At 63.1% G+C, this 15,952-nt stretch carries 13 protein-coding genes; 4 read left to right on the top strand and 9 right to left on the bottom strand.

Annotation, left to right across the window (positions count from 1 at the left end; genetic code table 11):
- Window positions 1–230 precede the first annotated feature (230 nt).
- Window positions 231–461 (bottom strand): hypothetical protein, encoded by a 231-nt coding sequence (locus tag CRO46_RS17245; protein ID WP_097109029.1) that lies wholly within the window; start codon window positions 459–461, stop codon window positions 231–233.
- Window positions 462–611: 150 nt separating this feature from the next.
- On the bottom strand, window positions 612–842 hold the full coding sequence (locus tag CRO46_RS17240) for a hypothetical protein (protein ID WP_097109028.1): 231 nt from the start codon (window positions 840–842) through the stop codon (window positions 612–614).
- 778 nt (window positions 843–1,620) lie between these two features.
- Between CRO46_RS17240 and CRO46_RS17235 the strand changes: the two genes are divergently transcribed.
- Complete coding sequence (locus CRO46_RS17235; RefSeq protein WP_097109058.1) at window positions 1,621–1,977, top strand: hypothetical protein; 357 nt, start codon at window positions 1,621–1,623, stop codon at window positions 1,975–1,977.
- A 33-nt stretch (window positions 1,978–2,010) separates the two neighbouring features.
- Here the strand turns inward: CRO46_RS17235 and edd are convergent, their stop codons facing one another.
- From edd to CRO46_RS17205, 6 genes are all read right to left on the bottom strand, one after another.
- On the bottom strand, window positions 2,011–3,828 hold the full coding sequence (gene edd / locus CRO46_RS17230; protein ID WP_097109027.1) for a phosphogluconate dehydratase: 1,818 nt from the start codon (window positions 3,826–3,828) through the stop codon (window positions 2,011–2,013).
- Between the two features lie 102 nt (window positions 3,829–3,930).
- Window positions 3,931–4,653 carry a 6-phosphogluconolactonase gene (pgl, locus tag CRO46_RS17225; RefSeq protein WP_097109026.1) on the bottom strand — a complete coding sequence of 241 codons (723 nt, stop codon included), beginning with the start codon at window positions 4,651–4,653 and terminating at the stop codon, window positions 3,931–3,933.
- On the bottom strand, window positions 4,640–6,115 hold the full coding sequence (zwf, locus tag CRO46_RS17220; protein ID WP_097109025.1) for a glucose-6-phosphate dehydrogenase: 1,476 nt from the start codon (window positions 6,113–6,115) through the stop codon (window positions 4,640–4,642). Before zwf ends, pgl begins: the two co-directional genes overlap by 14 nt.
- Before the next feature lie 140 nt (window positions 6,116–6,255).
- Entirely contained in the window at window positions 6,256–6,609 is a 354-nt protein-coding gene (locus CRO46_RS17215) for a DUF2200 domain-containing protein (RefSeq protein WP_097109024.1), read from the bottom strand.
- 25 nt (window positions 6,610–6,634) lie between these two features.
- The gene (locus CRO46_RS17210) at window positions 6,635–7,921 is read right to left on the bottom strand and encodes an NAD(P)/FAD-dependent oxidoreductase (RefSeq protein WP_097109023.1); all 1,287 of its coding nucleotides are present in this window, start codon (window positions 7,919–7,921) and stop codon (window positions 6,635–6,637) included.
- Window positions 7,922–7,933: 12 nt separating this feature from the next.
- Window positions 7,934–9,367: a glutamine synthetase family protein gene (locus tag CRO46_RS17205; RefSeq protein WP_097109022.1), complete on the bottom strand. Its 1,434-nt coding sequence runs from the start codon at window positions 9,365–9,367 to the stop codon at window positions 7,934–7,936.
- Window positions 9,368–9,674: 307 nt separating this feature from the next.
- On the opposite strand from CRO46_RS17205, the gene CRO46_RS17200 reads away from it, so the two are divergent.
- From CRO46_RS17200 to CRO46_RS17190, 3 genes are all read left to right on the top strand, one after another.
- A complete protein-coding gene (locus tag CRO46_RS17200; RefSeq protein WP_179759101.1) occupies window positions 9,675–12,206 on the top strand; it encodes a methyl-accepting chemotaxis protein in 2,532 nt (843 codons plus the stop codon).
- A 1,286-nt stretch (window positions 12,207–13,492) separates the two neighbouring features.
- A complete protein-coding gene (locus tag CRO46_RS17195) occupies window positions 13,493–13,885 on the top strand; it encodes a GFA family protein (RefSeq protein ID WP_097109020.1) in 393 nt (130 codons plus the stop codon).
- 405 nt (window positions 13,886–14,290) lie between these two features.
- Window positions 14,291–15,490: a multidrug effflux MFS transporter gene (locus CRO46_RS17190; RefSeq protein ID WP_097109019.1), complete on the top strand. Its 1,200-nt coding sequence runs from the start codon at window positions 14,291–14,293 to the stop codon at window positions 15,488–15,490.
- 201 nt (window positions 15,491–15,691) lie between these two features.
- Here the strand turns inward: CRO46_RS17190 and CRO46_RS17185 are convergent, their stop codons facing one another.
- Window positions 15,692–15,928, bottom strand: coding sequence for an SMc00767 family acetate metabolism repressor (locus CRO46_RS17185; protein ID WP_097109018.1), 237 nt, complete (start codon window positions 15,926–15,928; stop codon window positions 15,692–15,694).
- Window positions 15,929–15,952 lie beyond the last annotated feature (24 nt).

The following is a 15,952-nucleotide window of genomic DNA, read 5'->3' as shown; positions in this document are numbered from 1 at the left end:
TTGTTCATGGTCGTGGTCCTTTGTCTGTTGTGGTCTGAAGCGTGCAATCCGTCGCCGGAGCTGCGTTGGAGTTCATGACCTGTTGGCTGAGGGTCATGAGGGGAGTACGGGCGGGCTTGAGAAAAAGTTTCACAGCATTTCCGTCTGCCCTTGGATTTCAGTCCGGATGGGATGAAGCCGGCGGGGAGGATGGGGCTGGGAGCAGCCGGCTTCATCCTTGTGTCCTGAACTTAGCGGTTGAACTGAAGCTCGGTGTAGCCCTTGTCGCCGTTGTCGGCCGTAGCGGAGCGGTCGAACGAGGCGGTGGCGGTGTAGTCGATGCCGCCCTGTTCAGCCGCATATTCTTCAGCGGCCGGGCCGTGCACCGGAGCGTTCAGTTCGACATAGTCGTTGGGCGACTGTGCGAATGCGCCTGTGGAAGCTGCGAGAGTGAGGCCGAGTGCGATGATGATCTTGTTCATGGTATTTGTCCTTTGATGAAGCTGGTTCCGGTGCTGAACGAGCAGGCAACTGGTAGGTTCCGGTGCCGCACTGTTCATCCCGGGTGAGTGGGGGGCAGGCGTTGGATGAAACCGGCTGGAGGTGCCCGGCTTCATCCTGCCGGCTGGGGATTAGCGGTTGAACTGCAGTTCGGTGTAACCCTTGTCGCCGTTGTCGGCCGCAGCGGAGCGGTCGAACGAGGCGGTGGCGGTGTAATCGATGCCGCCCTGTTCGGCCGCATATTCTTCAGCGGCCGGGCCGTGCACCGGAGCGTTGAGTTCGACATAGTCGTTGGGCGACTGTGCGAATGCGCCGGTGGAGGCTGCGAGAGTTAGGCCGAGTGCGATGATGATCTTGTTCATTGTGGTAATCCTTTGCGTGTCTGTTGCGGTTCGTGTTTCGATTTGTTCTGAACGATCCGGCCCTGCGAACCTGTGCCGTTTGGGCCGCGCCGTTTCGATGAAATGCAAATGGGTCTCGGCTGGATGACATGCGAAACACATGAATGTGAGCAGCGCCCCTGGGAGCCGCTCAGAAACGCAATAAAAACTTTCTATGAAACTTTTTTACGTGAGAAATATCAATTGGATAAATGGAAAACTCGACCTGCTAAAAGATCCCCGGTGTCAAGCCTCCGTGTCATGCAGCGTTCACAATTCGAGGTTCTTGCGATTGCTGGATGCCTGATAACGGCGGTTTCCGCGCAAGCCTGAAACGCCGTCAATCCGCCGGATGTCTTGACGCCTCAAATCGCCGGCGATCCGTTCTCACGACCGATCACGCGTTTCGTGATCGGCCTTTATCTCGCGTGATCGAAATCGGGGAGTTTGTGCAGGGGATGTGGCTCGTTTTGGCGCCGAGCAAGCTTCAGTCGGCCTTGGTCAAGGCACCACAAGGGCATGAGAATGAAATCTTGGGTCGATTTGCCTGGCTCGGCAGCGCGCAGTGGTTCTCACACGTACGGGCCCTCCGCCGGGGCTCGGTTTCGCCGCCACGGCGCAGACGGCAATAGCCCCCGGTGGACACCTTCCATTAAACTTCCATGGCTAACATCCTGCGCAGAAAACGAAGCAACATCAACGAGGGGGCATGATCGTGACTGCGTCGGGGACGAATTATCTGCAGCGGGAGGAATCCTTCATGTATGACCGCGAAGTGCGGTTCAAGATGGAGGAGACGATGAACGAGGCGCGCATCGAATTTACCGAGAAGGGCGTCATGCACATGGCCTCGCGCCGCTGCCAGTTGATCGGCATCTCGCTCAGCAGCGCAGTTCTGGGGATCATTACCCAATTCAAGGTTCCCCGGGAGTTCTGCCTCGATGTGCCGGAAGCACGCATTTCCAGCATCGGCTGCGTTCTGACCCGCACCTATACCAACAACACCATCGAGGTGCGTTTTCTGCGGCTGATCACGGAGCGAGAGCTGCACCGGATCTTCGTCTACAGCACCCATCCGGCCCATCGTAACCACGTGATGGATGTCCGCTCCTGGTAGCAGCAGCGAGCTGAGACGCCGTACTTGGTACTGTTAGTAGAGCGCGCTGGCGCCCTCGTCGGCGGTGCCGGCAGTGTCGCGGAACCGCGCGAACAGCTCGCGGCCGATCCCCCATTCATTGTGGCTCAGATCGGCCGCCGCCGGTTCGCGCTCGGCGAATTCATCCGCATCGATCAGCACCTCGAGCGACCCAGACACCGCGTCGACACGGATCATGTCGCCATCGCGGATGCGACCGATCGGTCCGCCATCCTTGGCTTCCGGCGTCACGTGGATCGCGGCAGGCACTTTGCCTGATGCGCCTGACATGCGCCCGTCGGTCACCAGCGCCACCTTCTGGCCCCGGTCCTGCAGCACGCCCAGCGGCGGGGTCAGCTTGTGCAGCTCCGGCATGCCGTTGGCTTTCGGACCCTGGAAACGCACCACGGCGACAAAGTCCCCGGTCAGCGTGCCGGCCTTGAAGGCGTCCTGCAACTCGGCCTGGGTGTGAAACACCCGCGCCGGCGCTTCCACCACGTAGCGCTCTGGCTTGACGGCGGAAATCTTGATCACGCCCTTGCCGAGATTGCCGGTGAGCATTTTCAACCCGCCATTGGGCTGAAACGGCTTGTCCGCCGTCGTCACCACCTTCGGGTCTCCGCTGGCCTTTGAGATCGGCTCCCGCACCACGCTGCCATTGTCGCCAAGCTTGGCCTCGACCGCATAGGAGGACAGCCCCTTGCCCCACACCGTGCGCACATCCTCATGCAGCAGCCCGGCAGAAAGCAGCTGGTCGATCATGAAGCCCAGGCCGCCCGCGGCGTTGAAATGGTTTACGTCCGCCGGACCGTTCGGATAGACCCGCGCCAAGAGCGGCACCGCGTCCGACAGCTCTGAAATGTCTTCCCAGGTCAGCCGGATCCCCGCCGCCCGCGCCATCGCCACCAGATGCAGCGTGTGGTTGGTCGAGCCGCCAGTGGCATGCAGCCCGACAACGCCATTGACCACCGAGCGCTCGTCGATCATCTCGCCCACCGGTGTGAACTCGTTGCCGAGTGCTGTGATCGACAACGCCCGCTTGACCGCTTCCGTCGTCAGCGCTTCTCTCAGCGGCGTGCCCGGATTGATGAAGGACGAGCCTGGCAGGTGCAGCCCCATGATCTCCATCAGCATCTGGTTGGAATTCGCCGTGCCGTAGAATGTGCAGGTGCCCGGCCCGTGATAGGACTGGGACTCGGCCTCCAGCAATTCGGCGCGTCCGACCTTGCCCTCGGCATAGAGCTGGCGGATCCGCACCTTTTCGTCGTTGGACAGCCCGGTGGTCATCGGCCCGGCGGGAATGAACACCGCTGGCAGATGGCCGAAGGTCAGCGCCGCGATCAATAGGCCCGGCACAATCTTGTCGCAGACACCGAGATAGACCGCCGCATCGAACATGTTGTGCGACAGCCCGACGGCCGCCGACATGGCGATCACATCGCGCGAAAACAGCGACAGCTCCATGCCCGGCTGGCCCTGGGTCACCCCGTCGCACATGGCGGGCACGCCACCTGCCACCTGGGCCACGCCGCCGGCGTCGCGCGCCGCCTTGCGGATCAGCTCCGGATAGGTCTCGAACGGCTGATGCGCCGACAGCATGTCATTGTAGGAGGTGATGATGCCGAGATTGGGCACCACGTCACCGGCCAGATCCGCCTTGTCACTCGGACTGCAGGCGGCAAAGCCGTGGGCAAGGTTGCCGCAGGAAAGCGTCGAGCGGAACGGACCCTTGGTCGCCATCTCGCTCAAATGCGCGAGATAGGTCTCGCGGCTCGGCTTCGAGCGTTCGACAATACGGGCTGTGACGGCTGCAATGCGGGGATCGACAGTCATGGCTGGCATCCTTCTGGTCAGCTTGTTTCGGGCGCACGTGGCTCCCGTCTGGTGTCTGGTGACGCTATTCGGGCCGGAATGACGGCGAACCGCCAGGGCGCGTTAGGGCGCCCAGTAGATCTCGACCGGCGTCGTGGCCTTGTTCAGCACGGCGCGCACCGGCAACTCGGTCTCGGCGCCTGCGCTTAGCGCCCGGGTCAGCACCGCTTGTTTCTCGTCTCCTTCTATATGGAGCACGATCAGGCCGGCTTCCACGATGCGCGGCAGCGTCAGGGTCAGTCGCGGTTCGCCGGCGCCAGGTGCTTCGATGCTCATCACGCTCTGGCCGCAGGCCGGGTCGGTGACCGCCGCAAGTGTCGAGCCTTCAGGGAAGAACGAAGCCGTGTGCCCGTCGGTTCCCATCCCCAGGATCACCACGTCGAACGGCAGAGCCAGAGCATCGATGGCCCCGGCTGCTGATTTCGCTGCTTCGGCGGCATCGCTGCCGGGCCGGTAGAGCGGCACGAAACGCGCTTCCGCTGCCTTGTTTTGTAACAGGAACAGACTGGCAAGGCGATGGTTCGAGCGCTCATGCGCAGGCGGAACCATGCGCTCGTCGACCAGCGTCACCGTCACCTTGCTCCAGTCGATGGCGTGGCTGGACAGGGCTGCGAAGAGGGCCTTCGGCGTGTTGCCGCCCGAAACCGCCAGCGTTGCAGCACCGCGCGCTGCGATCGCCGCGGACAGTGTCCCGGCAACCGTCTCCGCCAGCTTTTCGGCCAGTTCGCCGCCATCGCCGAATTCATGCCGGTGGATCGGGGCTTGGGCCATCTCAGTCGCTTTCATGCCAGGTCCTGCCGTCGCGTTCGATAAGGGCAATCGCCTGGCTCGGGCCCCAGGTGCCGGCGGTGTAGGGCTGCACGGTCTGGCCGGTCTCTTTCCAGGCGGTGAGGATCGGGTCGATCCATTGCCACGCCGCTTCCACCTCGTCGCGGCGCATGAACAGGGTCTGGTTGCAGCGGATCACATCGAGCAGCAGACGCTCATAGGCGTCCGGATTGCGCTCCTCGAACCGGTCGGCGAAGCTCATGTCGAGCGACACGTGCTTGAGCCGCATGCCGCCCGGTCCCGGATCCTTGATCATGATCCACTGCTTCACGGCCTCGTCGGGCTGCAGCCGCATCACCAGCTTGTTGGCGGTGATCCGCCCGGCATTCGTGCCGAAGATCGAATGCGGGATCGGCTTGAACGCCACCACGATCTCCGAAATCCGCTCGCTCATCCGCTTTCCGGTCCTGAGATAGAAGGGCACGCCCGACCAGCGCCAGTTGTTGATCTCGGCCTTGATCGCGACGAAGGTCTCGGTGTCCGACACTCCGCCCTCGAGCTCCTGCAGGTAGCCTTTAACGGCCCCTCCGGCCGAGGCTCCGGCTTTGTACTGGCCGCGCACCGTCAGCGCATCGGCATTGTCTTGATTGATCGGTTTGAGTGAGCGCAGAACCTTGAGCTTCTCGTCACGCACCGCTTCGGCGTCCATCGAGGCCGGCGGCTCCATCGCCACCAGGCACAGCAGCTGCACCAGGTGGTTCTGCACCATGTCGCGGAGCGCGCCCGCCTTGTCGTAATAACCGGCGCGGCCTTCAAGGCCCACCGATTCCGCCACCGTGATCTGCACATGGTCGATATGCGCCGAGTTCCACAATGGCTCGTAAAGCGCATTGGCAAATCTCAATGCCATCAGGTTCTGCACCGTTTCCTTGCCCAGATAATGGTCGATCCGGAAGATCTGGTCTTCGTCAAACACCTCGCCGATGGTCTCGTTGAGCTTGCGCGCGGAATCGAGATCCCGCCCGATCGGCTTTTCGACCACAATCCGGGTCTCGTCGGTCACCAGCCCGTTGGAGCGGATCTTCTCGGAAATGTCGCCAAACAGCGACGGGCCGACGGCGAGATAGAAGGCCCGGACCCGGTCCTTGCCCTCGTCAAGCAGATCTTTCAGCTCCTGCCAGCCCTTCTCGGACCGGGCATCCACGGCGATGTAGAACAGGCGCTTGAGAAATGTCTCGACCTCGTCGTCGTGGTACTCGTCCTGCTTGAGATGCTCCTTCAGCGCGGCTTGCGCAAAACTGCGGTATTCCTCGCGGCTCATCTCCGAGCGCGACGCGCCGATGATCCGGGTCGGATCGGTCAGTTGGCCCGCCATCTGCCGGTGATACAGCGCCGGCAGCAGCTTGCGCTCGGCAAGGTCCCCGGTGCCGCCAAAGACGACATAGTCAAACGGGTCGACCGGGATGATGATCTGGCTCATAGCGTGGCATCCTGTCCGTGAACGGTGCCTTTCACATAATCTAATCGATTAGATAATGCTAGGGGCGTAAACCGGTTCGGTGTCATTTCCCCATCGTACCAGCCTGTTGATTAGCGCGGGAAGTCGGGAAAAGCCCTGATTCAGGCCGAACGGAGAATTTTCTCCATGGATTTGCCCTTGGCCAACTCGTCGATGAGCTTGTCCAGATACCGGATTTCCTTCATCGTCGGCTCCTCGATATTCTCAATCCGGACACCGCAAATCACCCCCTTGATCATGTCGCGTGACGGGTTCATCTGCGGCGCTTCAGCGAAAAAAGTCTCGAAATCCGTCATCTTGTCGAGTACCTCGCCCAGCTGCTTGGGATCGTATCCGGTGAGCCAGGAGATGATATCGTCGACCTCCTTTTTCGTGCGTCCCTTCCGCTCGGCCTTTGCGACATAATGGGGGTAGATGTCGGAGAAACTGGTTGTGTAGATCCTGTGCTTGGCCATGGTGCCTCCACCTGGGCGCGTCGCCTCAGAACCGGTCCCTCAACGAATACCAGGTCAGCGCCAGGAACAAAAGCGGCTTGCGCAGCTTGTCGCCGCCGGGGAAGGGGCCGACCTTGAGGTTGCGCATCACTTCCAGATCCTCCGAGCCGCCCAGCACATGGTCGGCATAAAGCTTGCCGCAATAGTTCGACAGCATCACCCCATGGCCGGAAAATCCGCCGATCGAAGTGACGTTCTTCATCACCTCGCGGACGAAGGGCCGGCGCGACAGCGTGATGCCCACCGAGCCGCCCCAGGAATGGGTGATCTCGACATTTTCCAGCGCCGGGTAGATCTCGGCGATCTGCCGGCGGATATGGCTCGAAATGTCGGCCGGATTGTCCGACGTGTAGGCCTCGCGGCCGCCGAACAAAAGCCGCCCGTCCGCGCTCTTGCGGAAATAGCGCACCACGAAGCGCGAATCGTCGACCGATTCCCCGCCCGGGATCACCGGGCTGTCGTCGCCGAGCGGCACCGTGGCGCCGATGAACGAGCGGATCGGCATCACATGCGCGCTTGTCACCGGCTCCAGTCCTTCAATAAAGGCGTTGCAGGCAATCAGCGCCTGACCGGCAACGATGTCGCCGGCATCGGTCTTCACCGTCACCTTGCCGCCCGCACTCGAGATTGCCCGCGCACGGGTGTTTTCATGGAGCCGCGCGCCGGCAGCGGATGCGGCGCGCGCAAGGCCGACTGCATATTTCAGCGGATTGATGTGGCCTGTCGCTGCGTCATAGGTGCCGCCGTGATAGCGGGTTGAGCCCAGTTTTTCGGCCAGAGCCTCCCTGTCGAGGAAGCTCAGCCCGTCATAGCCGTATTCATCCCGCATGATCCGCACATGCTCGCGGTAGTCTTTCACGTAGCCTTGCTTGTGCGCCGCCGAGATCTGGCCGGGCCGGTAATCGGCGTCGATCCCGTGCGCTTCGGCGAAGGCGAGCAGATGTGCCTTCGCCCGCTCCGCCACCGCAAATTGCGCCCGCGTGCCGTCCTTTCCGAAATCGGCTTCCAGCTCATCCACCCAGGCCCGCTGACCGGTGCCCAGCTGGCCGCCATTGCGCCCCGATGCGCCGTCGCCGAACCGCGCGCCGTCGATCAGCACCACGTCCCTGCCGCCTGCGGCAAGATGGTGTGCTGCCTGCAGGCCGGTAAAGCCGCCGCCGACAATCACCACATCGGCACTCGCCGGGCCGGAGAGAGCCGGGTAGGTGGGGCGGTCGCCGATGGTCGCCTCGTAAAACGAGATCCCGGGCGAGATGGGGCTTTGATAGGTCATTTATTACATTTCTCAGACGTTGAGCAGCAGGAATTCCCGTTCCCACGGGCTGATCACCTGCATGAAGGTCTCGAATTCGCCACGCTTGACGCCGGCATAGGTGTTGATGAACTCCTGCCCGAACACCTGGGCAAACCCAGGCTCGCTTTCAAGCAGCGACACCGCTTCTAGCAGTCCGCGTGGCAGGTCCACCGAGCCTTCATTGACGGTCTGGTAGGCCGGGTCGCTCGGCACCAGCCCGTTGACCATGCCGAGATAGCCACAGGCCAGCGACGCCGCCAGCGCAAGGTAGGAATTGGCGTCCGAGGAGGGCAGGCGGTTTTCCACCCGCCGCGCCACCGGTTCGGAATGCGGCACCCGGAAGGCCGTGGTCCGGTTGTCGTAGCCCCAGGCATTGTTGACCGGGCAGGCCATGTCAGGCGTCAGCCGCCGGTAGGAGTTGACATAGGGCGCCATCATCACCAGCGCCTTCGGCACATAGTGCTGCATGCCGCCGATGAAGTTGAAGAAGGCCTCGCTCGGCTCGCCGTCGGGCTTGGAAAACACGTTCTTGCCGGTCTTGGTGTCGACGATCGACTGGTGGATATGCATCGCCGAACCGGCATATTGCTGCATCGGCTTGGCCATGAAGGTGGCGAACATGCCGTGCTTGATCGCTGCTTCGCGGATCGTCCGCTTGAACATGAACACCTGGTCGGCCAGTTCCACCGGGTCGCCATGGCGCAGATTGATTTCCATCTGCGCCGGCCCTTCCTCGTGGATCAGCGTATCGATCTCCAGGCCCTGCTTGTCGGAAAAGTCGTAGATGTCGTCGACCAGTTCGTCGAACTCGTTGACGCCGGCAATCGAATAGGATTGCCCGCCGGTGATCGTCCGTCCCGACCGGCCGCGTGGCGGCTGCAGCGGATGATCGGGATCCTCGTGCTGCGCCACCAGATAGAATTCGATTTCCGGCGCCACCACCGGCTTCCAGCCCCTTTCCGTGTAAAGCGCCAGCACCTGCTTGAGCACGTTGCGCGGCGTGTAGGTGACCGGGTCACCCTTGGTGGTCACCATGTCGCAGATCACCTGTGCGGTCGGGTCGCTCTCCCACGGCACCACCGAAAGTGTCGAAAGATCCGGCACCAGCTTCAGGTCGCCATCGAGCGGGTCATAACGAAAGTCACCGGTTTCTTCCGGGTACTCGCCCGAAATGGTGTGCCGGAACACTGCCGAGGGTAGCGACAGCGAGGTGTTGGAGGTGAATTTCGACGACGGCATCATCTTGCCGCGTGCGACACCGGCGAAATCCGGCGTGATGCATTCGATATCCTCGATGCCCCGTACCCTCAGCCACTCCGTGGCCTCGGTCCAGTTCTCGACGCCGCGCTTGTTGTCGAGATATTTCGGCGCAGCTGCCTGCGCGGGTTTGGCAGAAGCCGGTTTGCCGGACTTGCGGGAGGCCATAAATCACCATGGGTTAGCTGAGAGTGGCGTGATCATAGAGGATTCTTGGCGTTGCGCCAGCCACTGCCGAAGCTCTCTGTGGCGCAGCAATCGGCTGGATCCGGCCGCAGATTTTCACCCCGTCCGGCGCTGGCCGCGTACCGCGCGGAGCAACAGATTGTGGATTCAGGTTGCCTTAACTCTGTTCTGCCATCCTCCATCGTATAGGTTAGACGTCCGCCCGGCGAATACTCGGGTGGTTTTGCATGATGCAACCTGTCTTGGCGGCCATGTCCGCATGTATTCTTCATCATGTAGGGACTTCCCCATGACCATCGACAGGTTGCTTGCCCGTTTTTCCATTCAGACCAAGGTCATTGTGTTCATCATTCCGCTGATCGCGGCAATGGCCGGGCTCGCCGCAATCAATCTGTACACCGGCTCTCTGCTCGGCGGCCGCCTGGTCGGCACCAGCGCCAGCATCGAGACGCTGTCGGGCTTCAAGGATGCCTATGCCGGCATGACGAGCTTTCTGCAGGAGCAGAACGAGGAAAAGCGCGCTGCGGTGATGCAGAGCCTCGACTCGCAGCTCGCCCGGATGGAAAACGTTATCTCGCTGGCCGAAAATGCCGCGGAATCGGAGGCGCTCAACCGTGCCCGTACCCTGGCTGAGGACCTGCGTGGAGATGTCGACCGGCTCTGGGCGCTGCATGGCGACGAGACGGGCATCCGCACGACCTTCTCCGAGACGCTGCAGACCATCGCCGATGCCCGCAGCCGGCTCAACTCGAGCATCGAAAAGGTGACCGAGACGCTCGGCAAGGCCGAATCGGAGGCGCGGTCGATGCTCAAGACCGCGGAAAAGCTCGAGAGCGGCTCCCAGATCGTCGTCCAGATTTCCAGCAAGATCAGTGGCGCAGCCACCCCCGAGGAGGCCTTCGCCGCCGCTGAAGAACTGAAGCAGGACATCCGCAGCCTGCGCAACACGCTGCCCGACGCCGTTCCGTCCACCAAGCCCGCGCTCAAGAACCTGATCGCCGACAACATGCAGGGCCTTTTGGATGTGATGGACACCGGTGTCGTCATCGATGCCAGCATGATCAAGTTGCAGAAATACTCCAACGCGCTGCGCCCCACCGGCATCATGCTGCAGGGCCTGTCCTCGCAGGTCGCCCGCCAGGCGACGCTGAAATTTGCCGAGCTCGACATTCCGATCCAGCACGGCCAGGGCATGATTACCAATGCCCGCAACGTTCTCTCCAAGATCGGTCACCTCGAGCTCAGAACAGTCAAGTTCATCGGCCAGCCCGATGAGTCCACCGCCGCGGATATGAGCATCTCTGTCAATCAGGTGGTCCAGAGCCTCCAGCTGGTGGCGATCGCCAAGGGCGGTGACGAGATCATCGCCGCGATCGGCGACGAGGCGCTCGAGCGCATCAAGGCGATGCCGGGCCTGGCTGACTCGCTTGTCGAGCTGGTCACAGCCAACAGGCTTGCTTTTGCGGACGCTTCCGAGCGCATCAATCAGGCCTGGAACGGCGTTGTCCAGTTCACGACCAGCCAGCAGCAGGGCGCCGTCGCGGTCAAGGACCGGGCGTCTGGCATCACGCTCACTGCGGCCCTGGTCGGCGGCGTCTTCGCTCTTGCCGCCGCTTTCTTGCTGGTCTCGGCGCTCAAGGGCCCGATCCGCCGCCTGGTACGCGCCATGCGTGATGTGGCTTCGGGCGATCTCGAGGTCGATGTCACCGACAACGCCCGCGCCGACGAGATCGGCGAGATGGCCCGTGCGCTCGATGTCTTCAAGTCGAACGCCATCGACAAGGTTCGCCTTGAAGGCGAAAGCGAACGCGAACGCGAACTGGCGGCCCGGGCGCGCGAACAGTCCGACTCGGAAAAGGCAGAGGCTGACGCCCAGGTCCGTTTTGCCGTCCAGGCACTGGGTTCGGCGCTGCGCGATCTGTCTCAGGGCAATCTGGCCTCGACCATCGATACGCCCTTTGCCGGTGAACTCGACAGCCTGCGCCTCGATTTCAACGACTCCATCGGCCAGATGCGCGACGCCTTGGGCCAGATCCGCGACAATGCCGGTTCGATCAGTTCCAACAGCGGCCAGATGCGTGCGGCCGCCGACGATCTGGCCCGCCGCACCGAGCAGCAGGCAGCCTCGCTGGAACAGACAGCCGCCGCCGTCGACCAGATTTCGGCCACTGTCCGCACTGCCTCGAGCCGCGCCTCGGACACCGACAAGCTGGCCGGCGAAACCGCGAAAGACGCCCGCGCGTCGGGCGAGATTGTTGCCCGCGCCGTCGACGCCATGAGCCGCATCGAGGAGGCCTCGGGCAAGATCAACCAGATCATCGGCGTCATCGACGAGATTGCCTTCCAGACCAACCTTCTGGCGCTCAATGCCGGCGTCGAGGCCGCCCGCGCCGGCGAGGCCGGCAAGGGCTTTGCCGTCGTCGCCCAGGAAGTGCGCGAACTGGCCGGCCGTTCAGCCGGCGCTGCCAAGGAAATCAAGGAACTGATCGCCGCCTCCGGCGAGGAAGTCCGCTCCGGCGTCTCGCTGGTGGGCGAGACCGGTGAGTCCATCACCCGCATCATCGCCCGGATCGAGGAAATCTCGGGCCATGTCGGCGCCATGGCCACCGCCAGCCGTGAACAGTCGACCGGCCTTGCCGAGGTCAACACCGCCGTCAACCAGATGGACCAGATGACCCAGCAGAACGCTGCCATGGTCGAACAAACCAACGCCGCCAGCCATACGCTCGCCCAGGAAGCCGCCGAACTCACCACGCTCGTCGCCCGGTTCCGCCTCGACATGGAAGACGCCCATAGGGCCGATCACGGCCAGGCTGCGTAAGGGTAGGTCTGCGCGCGCGTCTGTACCGGTGCCCCAAATAACTTCCGAACTCCGATGACCACTCCGCTCTAGCCCCTCCCCCTTGTGGGGGGCCGTAGGACGGGCGAGACCCGTGGCTCGCCCCGGCAAGGTTGGGGAGGGGACTTGCCCCGGCCCAAAGCCATTCCGGTCAGGTTGGTCCCCACCCCTGCGTTCGAGGTGCTTCTAATATGTAAGATCGATAAATCACGGCCTTGGCGTCAGCCAAGTCGTAGATTTTTGAGGTAAGGAAGTATTTCCGGGCTGGGAACTCGACCCCCATGCTTGGAATTTCCAGCACCTGGCTGAAGCCAAGACAATGAAATTCGCCTTCTCCGCCACCCAGTCTGCAGCACTGTCTCTCCATCGTCCGCCACGGTCCCCTCATTTCGTCATCCTAGGGCCCCGACCCTAGGATCCATTCCGCGATCTATCCAGCAACACTGAGTGCCGAAGGATCACGGTATGGATCCTCGGCTCGGAAGCCGAGGATGACGACAGTTGGGAACTCCCCACAAATAAAACCCCCGCAATTTTTCCCCACCTTCCACCCTCATGCCATACTTCCCGGCACTCCCGCCGCCGGATGGATCGCGAACGTGTCGGACCAGGCGGGAGGGAATGCCTCCCGGGCTTTTCCGTAACGTGCGGCGAGACCCTGAAAGGAGGCGGTGACCAGCGTGGCTCCGCCGGCGGGCGTGATTGCTCCCATAGGGACGATCAGGTTCAGCCGGCCACCGGACCTCTCTCGGGTCCATGCCTGCCAGAGGGCGGGCGACCCCGGAGGCGGTGCGGGCCTGTGGCGGAGGTGCTTCCCCGTGTGCGTGCCGTGCCCCGGTGGTTCCACCGGGACGCCCATGCACCTCAACGCGGGGGTACGCTTCGTGCCGGAACCCACGCCCAAAGGCTTCCATCGCGGCGCTCGTGTCCGGGGCCGCGGTTCAGGAAATTGTCCAAGCCGCGTCGGGCCAAGCCCTCAAGCGGTCCAGCGAAGCAGGACACTGCCTGTCGGATGCGGACATCATCCGGCGAGTTTCGGGCCCGCGCGCGCGTGCGCCACCCGCTGCATGTCACTGACATGCACACCAAAATCCTTTCCGAGGCGACGCCCGCGCGCGGCCCTCCGGACCCCATCTGCCCGACACTCCGGCGCCCGGCGCGTGCGGAGGGATTTGCCGTGTCGTCATCAAGACACCGGCGCCGCACAATTGCGGCCGGGCCCGGCCGCGGGGTAAATTGGCGCATCACATGTTCGGGGAGGTCAACCCATGCACACAGTCACCGGCGGCTGCCTTTGCGGCAAACTCCGCTTCACAGCCTCGGGCGAACCCGACCGGGTCGGCCTCTGCCATTGCCTCGATTGCCGCAAGCACCACGGCGCCCTGTTTCACGCCTCGGCGATCTTCCCCGGGACTGCGGTCCGCATCGAGGGCGAAAGCCGCCACTATCAGGGCCGGCATTTCTGTCCCGACTGCGGCTCTTCCGTCTTCGGCCGCTCCGGCGCCGAGGTCGAGCTCAATCTCGGCGCGCTCGATCAGCCCGATCGCTTCACGCCCACCTACGAACTCTGGACGATCCGCCGCGAAGCCTGGCTGCCGCCGTTTCCGCTCTCGGCACGTTACCAACGGGACCGGGATGATCCGAGCGGCGACACGGTGTAGCGCCCCGGCAACAGGCCGCGTCAAAACCGCCCTGCGGATTGCATGCGCATGCTTTGCAACCCGCGCGAACCCGACTAGGGTCCATGGACCCGATTGCGGGAGTACGTGTTGTGAACAGTTTTCCATTGATCCGGTAGCGAAGGCGGAATTCAAGCGCCCGGCCCGGCGGAGGTGTCGTCCTCCGGCGGGGGCCATGGCTGAATTCCGCCTTCGCTCCGGCAGAGATTTGACAGCCCGGCAGTTGACGGGCTGACCCGTTATAAGCGGTTCCTGACAGGTGGAAGCGACCGCCGTACCGGACCGTTCGCGTCTGCTGCCATCTTCTGTCAGCGAAGTTTCTTATCAGGACGATGCATCGCGGCGTATTTGCCGCAGCCGTCCGCCGTTTCTTGTTGAGGTAATATAATGTCTCCCTTTCTTCGCTCCGCCGTCGTGCTGGGCCTGTTATGCGCTTCCGGTCCGCTGGCCATCGACATGTTCCTGCCGGCCATGCCTGCCATCGCCGACAGCCTCGGTGGCACCATCGCCGGGGCACAGCTGACCATCTCGGCCTATTTCATCGCCTTCGGCCTGGCCCAGATGGTCTATGGCCCGCTCGCCGATGTGGTAGGCCGCAAGCCGCCGCTGATTGCCGGTCTGGTTCTGTTTCTGGCGGGCTCCGTCGGCTGCGCGCTGGCGCCCGACATGAATTCCCTGGTTGCCGCCCGCGTCGTCCAGGCGCTTGGCGGAGCAGCGGCCATGGTCATCCCGCGCGCCATCATCCGCGACATGCACACCGGTCCGCAGGCCACAAGGCTGATGGCGCTGGTGATGCTGATCATCTCGGTCTCGCCGATGCTGGCGCCGCTGATCGGTTCGGGCATCGTCGCCATCTCCGGCTGGCGCGCGATCTTCGGCGTCCTGGCGCTGGTGTCGCTGATGTCGATTGCCATCACCTGGCTGTTGCAGCCCGAAACGCTTGCGCCGGAAAGGCGGGCGCCGGTGCGGCTTGCCGCTCTCATAAGCGGTATCAAGACGCTGCTGCGCGATCCGGTGTTCATGGGGCTGACCTTTGTCGGCGCCTTCGGCATGGCGAGCTTCTTCGTGTTCCTGGCCAGTTCCTCCTTCGTCTACACCGGTTATTACGGCCTGACGCCCACAGGCTTCAGCCTCGCCTTCGCCGCCAATGCGGCCGGTTTCTTCTCTGCCTCGCAGCTGGCTGCGAGGCTGGGGGAAAAATACGGGTCCGAACGCGTGGTCAGCCGGGCGGTTGCCGGCTTCCTCGGCTTCACCCTGGTTCTTTTGGGTCTGGTCTGGTTCGGCGTTGATCATTTCGTCCTGCTGGTCGCGCTGCTGATCTGTGCCAATGCCTGCCTGGGTCTGGTGATCCCGACAGCCATGGTCATGGCGCTCGATGATCACGGCGACATTGCCGGCCTTGCCTCCTCGCTTGGCGGCATGCTGCAGATGATGGTCGGCGGCATCATGACCATCCTTGCCGGTCCGTTCTTCGACGGCACCCCGCTGCCGATGGTCGCCGCCATCGCCCTTGCCGCGGTGCTGTCGTTTGTTGCCATGCGCATCACCGACACCGCCCGCGGCCGCCGCGCGGTGGTGGCAGCCTGAACCGCAAGAGGGAACAGAGAACGCGCGGGATGCATCCACGCCCCGCGCAGACCAGAAAGCCGCTGCGGGAAGCCACGGCCCAAGGCAACCGAACAAAAAGCCCGCCGGGGCGCGAGCCACGGCGGGTAATTTTTTGCCTGGAGGCAAATCCGGGACCAGGGACTCCCGGAAGTGGTGGGCCGGATTGTTTCCGGTCCCGGATTACTTGCCCTGGGTGACGATCACCGGGATCAGCAGATCTCCCCAGTTGCCTTCGCCGCCATGGTGACGGGCGGAGCGGACCAGCTCCACCGAAACACCGGCATCAACCGCCTTCATGACGGAGTGGTTGAGGCGGTGCAGGTCGTTGGCCAGCATCCGGATGGCTGCCTGCTGGTCTGAATCCATGGCCGAAGACTGTTCTTCCGCGCGTTCCTTGACTCGGGTCTGGGGTGTCATGTGCATTTCTCCTCTGACGGGGTT

Origin of the sequence: Parahoeflea halophila (genome assembly GCF_900220985.1) — a bacterium.
Lineage (GTDB): Bacteria > Pseudomonadota > Alphaproteobacteria > Rhizobiales > Rhizobiaceae > Hoeflea > Hoeflea halophila.
This window is presented reverse-complemented; position numbering and strand designations above follow the sequence as displayed.